The sequence below is a fragment of the Nocardia sp. NPDC060220 genome (genome assembly GCF_042727815.1).
Taxonomy (GTDB): Bacteria; Actinomycetota; Actinomycetes; order Mycobacteriales; family Mycobacteriaceae; genus Nocardia.
The window spans coordinates 1-6,554 of sequence record NZ_JBHWZY010000362.1 but is presented as its reverse complement, the minus strand read 5'-3'; the positions used below and the strand labels follow the sequence as shown (position 1 = coordinate 6,554).

The following is a 6,554-nucleotide window of genomic DNA, read 5'->3' as shown; positions in this document are numbered from 1 at the left end:
TGTACTCCTCAAGGTCGACCTCGTCAGCATCCCAATCCGCGAGGGGCCGATAGAGTCCGTCGAAGGCCTGCGGCCTTCGACCAGAGCTCGAGGCGATCAGTCGCACCGGGAAGTGCGAGCCACGGCGTGAGCATGCCGGGTGTCTGGGACCCCTGTCCAGGGGTGAGCAACGCGATCACCCCCTAAGACAACACTGTGACCCCCGCCGCATGAGATGTCGGCGCGAATGAAGCTTTCCGATCGCTTTTGTAGGGGTCCCACAAAATCCGAGGTGGGGTGTCGGGATCGACCGATTCCCCAATCCCGTTACAGGGGGTCGTGAGCCAATGGGGCAGACGGGGTTTCTGTGACAGAAGGAGACGATTCGTTATGCGTTCGTGTCAAACGGCCCACTGTTGCTGCGATTCGGAGCACATAGGCGTCCCGGGGATTCATCGGATCGCGGCCGGTGACCTCGCCGATTCGTTTGAGTCGGTACCGAACGGTATTTGGATGGACGTACAGCTGCCGAGCGCAAGTTTCTACTGCTCCGCCACAATCCAGGTAGGCGTCGAGTGTGTCGGATAACGAAGATCCGGCAGCAGCCAACGGGAGCACAAGATACTCGTTCAACGCCTCTATCGCAGCTCTATCGCCCAGCAACGCGCGCTCGGGCAACAACTCCGTGGCGTGAACGGGCCTTGGCGCCGCGCGCCAGCCCACCACGGCCTCCATTCCCGCCAGCGCCTCGATCGCCGACGCGTGCGCCGCCCCGAGGGTGCGCATCGTCGGACCGATCACCACCGGGCCGTCGGAGAACACCTCAGCCAGCAGATCGGTGAGGAACGGCGAGCCCATGCCCGACTCCCCCAGGTGCCCGCTGACCACCATCACCAGCCGCGCACCCTGCACCACCGCCAGCGCGGCCCTGCCGTGTTTGGTCGCGATGGTGTGCACCGCGCCGACCGTCGACACGCCCTGATCCAGCGGCGGTGTGCCGACCAGCACCGTGGCGGGCGCCGTGGCGTCCCAGTTCAACGTGGCGGCCCGGGAAAGCATGTCGGGACCCGTGTCGCCGCGGACCACCGCGTCGACCACCAGGGCCTCCAGGCGGGTATCCCACGCACCACGCGACTCGGCGGCGCTGGCGTACACCGAGGCGGCCGCGAAGCCGAGCTCACGCCCGTACCGCAGCACCGCCTCGGTGAGCGCCACCAGCTGCCGATCGTTGCGCGCCAGCGCGGGCAGCCACTGCTCGAAGAAGTCCATGGCCACCCGCACCATGTCCACGGTCTGGCGCAGCGTGAGCCGCCGCGCCAGATCCTGTGGAATCACCTGGAACGCGTCCAGGCTGAAACGGATATCGGAATCGGGATCCTGCAACCACTCCAGGAAGTTCACGACCGCCGTCTGCACCAGCATCTGCACGCCCGCTCGCTGCGCGGCGTCCAGATCGGCGAAGAACGGCAGCCGATCCTGCATCGACCCCACCGCCTCGGTGGACAGCCGGCCCGAAAACTGCTTGACCCGCTTGAGCAGCGTGTCGGGCAGCGGATCACGGGTCTGCCGATTCGGGGACAGAGCCCCCGTCGGCAGATAGACCTCGTGTTCGCTGGTGCCCTCGGTGATCCGACGGGGCCGCGGCGGTTTGCGCTCCACAGTCCAATAGTCCGCTACGCGAGTTCCTCTGCCGCGTCCGCACTCGGCTTCGGCGCGGCGGCCACGCTGTCGATGCCGTATTTCGCGGCCGCTTCCACCGCCTTGGCCTTGTCGAACGTGCCGTCCCGGACGAGACCCTCGAGCACCGCGACCACGATCGACTGCGCGTCGACGTTGAACACCCGGCGCGCGGCCGTGCGGGTGTCGGAGAAGCCGAACCCGTCGGTGCCGAGGGTGATGTAGTCGCCGGGCACCCACTGCCGGATCTGATCGGGCACCGCGCGCATCCAGTCCGTCGCAGCGACCACCGGTCCCCGCGCGGCCGAGAGCGCCTGGGTGACATATGGCGAGCCCGAATCCGCATCGGGGTGCTTGAGCGCCGCGATCTCCTTGTCGAGCGCCTCCCGGCGGAGCTCGCCGAACGAGGTCACCGACCACACGTCCGCGGCCACACCCCACTCCTGCGCCAGCACCTCCTGCGCGCGCAGCCCGTCGGGCACGGTCACGCCGGAGACGAGGATCTGGGCACGAACCTCGCCCTCACCGCCGCCCTGGTACAGATACAGACCTTTGAGCAGACCCGCGACGTCGAGGTCGTCGGGCTCGGCCGGCTGCTGATAGGGCTCGTTGTACAAGGTGATGTAGTAGAAGATGTTCTCCCCGCCGAACGTGCCGACCGCGGGCACCTCGGTGCCGGGCAGCTGACTGGCCGGGGCCTCGCCGCCGCCGTACATCCGGCGCAGACCGTCGCGCACGATGTGCGCGATCTCGAACGAGAACGCCGGATCGTAGGTCACCACGGCGGGATTCGACGATGCCAGCAGCAGCGACTGCCCGTCGTTGTGCTGCAGACCCTCACCGGTGAGGGTGGTGCGGCCCGCGGTGGCGCCGAGGACGAATCCGCGCGCGAGCTGGTCGGCCGCGGCCCAGAAGCTGTCGCCGGTGCGCTGGAATCCGAACATCGAATAGAAGATGTAGAGCGGGATCATCGGCTCGCCGTGGGTGGCGTAGGAAGTGGCGACCGCGGTGAACGAGGCGGTGGAACCGGCTTCGTTGATGCCCTCGTGCAGGATCTGGCCGACCGCGCTCTCCTTGTAGGCGAGCATCAGTTCCGCGTCGACCGAGGTGTAGAGCTGGCCGTTGCGGTTGTAGATCTTCAGCGTCGGGAACCACGAGTCCATGCCGAAGGTGCGGGCCTCGTCCGGGATGATCGGCACGATGCGCTTGCCGATCTCCTTGTCGCGCAACAGTTCCTTGACCAGGCGCACCAGCGCCATCGTCGTGGCGACCTTCTGCTTGCCCGAACCCTTGCGCACCGAGCGGTAGGCCTCGTCGCCCGGCAGCTTCAGCGCCTTGGCGGGCGAGCGACGCTCCGGCACGAAACCGCCGAGCGACGTGCGGCGGGCCAGCATGTACTCGATGGCCGGATCGTCCATGCCGGGGTGGTAGTACGGCGGCAGGTACGGGTCCTTCTCCAGCTCGGCGTCGCTGATCGGGATGCGCTGCAGATCGCGGAAGTCCTTGAGGTCCTGCAGCGCCAGCTTCTTCATCTGGTGGGTGGCGTTGCGGCCCTCGAAGTGCTTGCCGAGGGTGTAGCCCTTGATCGTCTTGGCCAGGATCACCGTCGGCTGGCCCTTGTGCGCCATCGCCGCCGAATACGCCGCGTAGACCTTGCGGTAGTCGTGTCCGCCGCGCTTGAGATTCCAGATCTCGCTGTCGGACATGTTCTGCACCAGCGCTTTGGTGCGCGGGTCGCGGCCGAAGAAGTGGTCGCGCACGTACGCGCCGTCATTGGCCTTGTAGGTCTGGTAGTCACCGTCGGGGGTGGAGTTCATCAGGTTCACGAGTGCGCCGTCGCGGTCGGCGCCGAGCAGCGCGTCCCACTCGCGACCCCAGACCACCTTGATCACGTTCCAGCCCGCGCCACGGAAGAACGACTCCAGTTCCTGGATGATCTTGCCGTTGCCGCGCACCGGGCCGTCGAGCCGCTGCAGGTTGCAGTTGATCACGAAGGTGAGGTTGTCGAGCGCCTCGTTGGCGGCCACCTGGATCAGGCCGCGCGACTCGGGTTCGTCCATCTCGCCGTCGCCGAGGAAGGCCCAGACGTGCTGGTCGGAGGTGTCCTTGATGCCGCGATCGGTGAGGTAGTGGTTGAACCTGGCCTGGTAGATCGCGTTCATCGGACCGAGGCCCATCGACACCGTCGGGAATTCCCAGAAGTCCGGCATCAGCCGCGGATGCGGGTAGGACGGCAGGCCCTTGCCCAGGCCGCCGTGGCTGTATTCCTGACGGAATCCGTCGAGCCGGTCCGTGCTGAGGCGGCCCTCGAGGAAACCGCGCGCGTAGATGCCCGGCGAGGCGTGGCCCTGGATGTAGACGTGGTCGCCGCCGCCGGGGTGATCCTTGCCGCGGAAGAAGTGGTTGAAGCCCACCTCGTAGAGCGCCGCCGAGGACGCGTAGGTCGAAATATGGCCGCCGACACCGATTCCGGGGCGCTGCGCGCGATGCACCATGATCGCGGCGTTCCACCGGATCCAGGCGCGGAAGCGGCGCTCGACTTCCTCGTCACCGGGGAACCACGGTTCGTTCTCGGTGGGAATGGTGTTGACGTAATCGGTGGAGGTGAGCGCCGGAATCGAGACACGGCGTTCGCCCGCTCGCTCGAGCAGGCGCAACATCAGATAGCGGGCGCGACCCGGGCCTTCCCGGTCGAGCATGTCGTCGAAGGATTCCAGCCATTCACTGGTCTCTTCGGGGTCGATATCCGGTAGATACGACGCCACTCCTTCGCGGATGACCCGTACCCGTTCACCGGTGGGTTTGGTGGTGGATTCACCGCCCCCGGTGGAGGTCGCTACTGGATCGTTGGAAGCTGCAGAGTGGATCAGGTCGGTCAAATCTGCTCCTCGTGATGGGGGCTGAACTGCTTGGTCGGCGTCGCTATCCCCGGGCCTGCCCGCTTGGTGTGCGGACCACCCGTTGCGAAAGGTTCGGGTGCACCCCCCATCCTTACCGAAACGGCTGCCGAGGTCATCACCTCAGCGCGAATACCATTAGGTAGGTTCTGCGGGGAAATACGAGTCACGCACGTGAGTGAGAGGGAACGCCGGACGATGAGGGAGCTGCACGCGCGCCGACTGGGGCTGATCTGTGCCTTTGTCGCCGTGACCGCGGGTTCGGTGGTGGCGGGTTGTGCCGAGCAGATCCCCGGCACACCGACGACCGACGCGGCCGAAGTGGCCGCGTACAAGACCACCGCCGCGGCGTCGTCCTCGGCCGCCGCATCCTCGCGCGCCGCGGCCGCGCGAGAGCGCGCGATCACCGACAACTGCGGCCAGTTCGCCACCACCACCGGCGCCGGCGTCACCGCGTACAACGACTTCGTGTCCGCCCACGACACCAACGCTCCCGACTACGCCGCCAAGCGCGAGTCCGCGGCCACCACCCTCGACAACGCGGCGACCAAAGTGGAGTCCGGCGTCGTCGCCGCGGCGGGCGCGTTGCCGACCGAACTGGCCGACAAATTCACCGCGTATGTCGTCGCGGCACGCGAGCTGGCCGTGCAGACCAGAAAGATGACCTACAACTCACCTGTCGGCAAGCTCAACGAGGCCAGCCGCACCATCAACCAGGCACGTACCGCCGTCCACGACGCCTGTTGAGACGGCCGATTTCGCCCTCCCGACACGCGGCATACGGTCCCAATTCATCCGATCAGCTTGCGCTGCGGCCGATAACCATGTTCGCTTGCACCTATCTTACTGTCGGAAGTTTAGGGAGGACACCACCGTGGTCGCCGCGGCGGACGCGCAGAACTACGCTCAGAAGCTTGGCATTTCTCACGGCTTGGTTGTTCAGGAATTGGGCTGGGACGAGGACACCGACGACGCATTGCGCGCCGAGATCGAGGAGGTCAGCGGCGGCGAAATGGTCGACGAAGACTCCGATGAGGTCGTTGACGCCGTCCTGCTGTGGTGGCGAGAAGGTGACGGCGATCTGGCCGACGAGCTGATGGATGCCATCAGCCCGCTGGCCGATGAAGGCTTCATCTGGGTCCTCACCCCCAAAACCGGTCAACAAGGCCATGTCGATCCGAGCGAGATCGCCGAAGCCGCACCCACGGCCGGCCTGACCCAGACATCCACCATCAGCCTCGGCAGCTGGACGGGCTCACGCCTCGTTCAGCCGAAGGCACCGTCCAAACAGCGCTGAATCCGCCGTTCGCTAGGGTCTCAGTTGGGCTCGCATGCCCGGCTGGGACCCGACACGACGGAGGATTCGTAGTATGCCGCTAGAGGTTGGCACTCTCGCGCCGGATTTCACGCTCAAGGACCAGAACAACCAGCCCGTCACCCTGTCGGATTTCCGCGGCAAGAAGAACGTGCTGCTGGTGTTCTATCCGCTCGCCTTCACCGGCATCTGCCAAGGCGAGCTGTGCAAGGTCCGCGACGAGCTGCCCAAATTCCAGAACGACGACGCCGAGATCATCGCGATCTCCGTCGGACCGCCACCCACCCACAAGATCTGGGCCGCGGAACAGGGCTACCTGTTCCCCCTGCTGTCGGACTTCTGGCCGCACGGCGCCGTCACCCAGTCCTACGACGTCTTCAACGAGAAATCCGGCTACCCCAACCGCGGAACCTTCGTCGTCGACAAGTCCGGCTACATCACTTTCGCGGAGATGAACGGCCCCGGACAGGCCCGTGACCAGGCGGCTTGGGAGAAAGCCCTCGCCGCGCTAGATTCATAACCCGACACCGCCGGTACTCCCCGGCGGTGCCAGGGCGTATAGCTCAGCGGTAGAGCACTGGTTTTACACACCAGCGGTCGGGGGTTCGATCCCCTCTGCGCCCACATTTCACGTTGCAGGTGGCAAGGCAATCGCCCTTGCACCCCTGCTGCCCCAGGATTCGGGG

The 6,554-nt window shown here is 66.2% G+C and carries 5 protein-coding genes, 1 tRNA gene and 1 pseudogene; 4 read left to right on the top strand and 3 right to left on the bottom strand.

Annotated elements, in window-relative coordinates; genetic code table 11:
* Positions 1 to 62: 62 nt before the first annotated feature.
* The 3 genes and pseudogenes from ACFWF3_RS19425 to aceE form a co-directional block, all read right to left on the bottom strand.
* Positions 63 to 179 (bottom strand): annotated as a pseudogene (locus ACFWF3_RS19425) (ACP S-malonyltransferase); the annotation flags it as partial.
* A 127-nt stretch (positions 180 to 306) separates the two neighbouring features.
* The gene (locus ACFWF3_RS19420; RefSeq protein ID WP_378996361.1) at positions 307 to 1,608 is read right to left on the bottom strand and encodes a PucR family transcriptional regulator; all 1,302 of its coding nucleotides are present in this window, start codon (positions 1,606 to 1,608) and stop codon (positions 307 to 309) included.
* A 44-nt stretch (positions 1,609 to 1,652) separates the two neighbouring features.
* Positions 1,653 to 4,535 carry a pyruvate dehydrogenase (acetyl-transferring), homodimeric type gene (aceE, locus tag ACFWF3_RS19415; RefSeq protein WP_379314724.1) on the bottom strand — a complete coding sequence of 961 codons (2,883 nt, stop codon included), beginning with the start codon at positions 4,533 to 4,535 and terminating at the stop codon, positions 1,653 to 1,655.
* Between the two features lie 216 nt (positions 4,536 to 4,751).
* On the opposite strand from aceE, the gene ACFWF3_RS19410 reads away from it, so the two are divergent.
* The 4 genes from ACFWF3_RS19410 (at position 4,752) to ACFWF3_RS19395 (ending at position 6,492) form a co-directional block, all read left to right on the top strand.
* Positions 4,752 to 5,300 carry a hypothetical protein gene (locus ACFWF3_RS19410; RefSeq protein ID WP_378996285.1) on the top strand — a complete coding sequence of 183 codons (549 nt, stop codon included), beginning with the start codon at positions 4,752 to 4,754 and terminating at the stop codon, positions 5,298 to 5,300.
* 127 nt (positions 5,301 to 5,427) lie between these two features.
* On the top strand, positions 5,428 to 5,850 hold the full coding sequence (locus ACFWF3_RS19405) for a DUF3052 domain-containing protein (RefSeq protein WP_101469203.1): 423 nt from the start codon (positions 5,428 to 5,430) through the stop codon (positions 5,848 to 5,850).
* A gap of 73 nt (positions 5,851 to 5,923) precedes the next feature.
* Positions 5,924 to 6,388: a peroxiredoxin gene (locus ACFWF3_RS19400; protein WP_067456651.1), complete on the top strand. Its 465-nt coding sequence runs from the start codon at positions 5,924 to 5,926 to the stop codon at positions 6,386 to 6,388.
* A 32-nt stretch (positions 6,389 to 6,420) separates the two neighbouring features.
* A tRNA-Val gene (locus ACFWF3_RS19395) sits at positions 6,421 to 6,492 on the top strand.
* Positions 6,493 to 6,554: the final 62 nt, after the last annotated feature.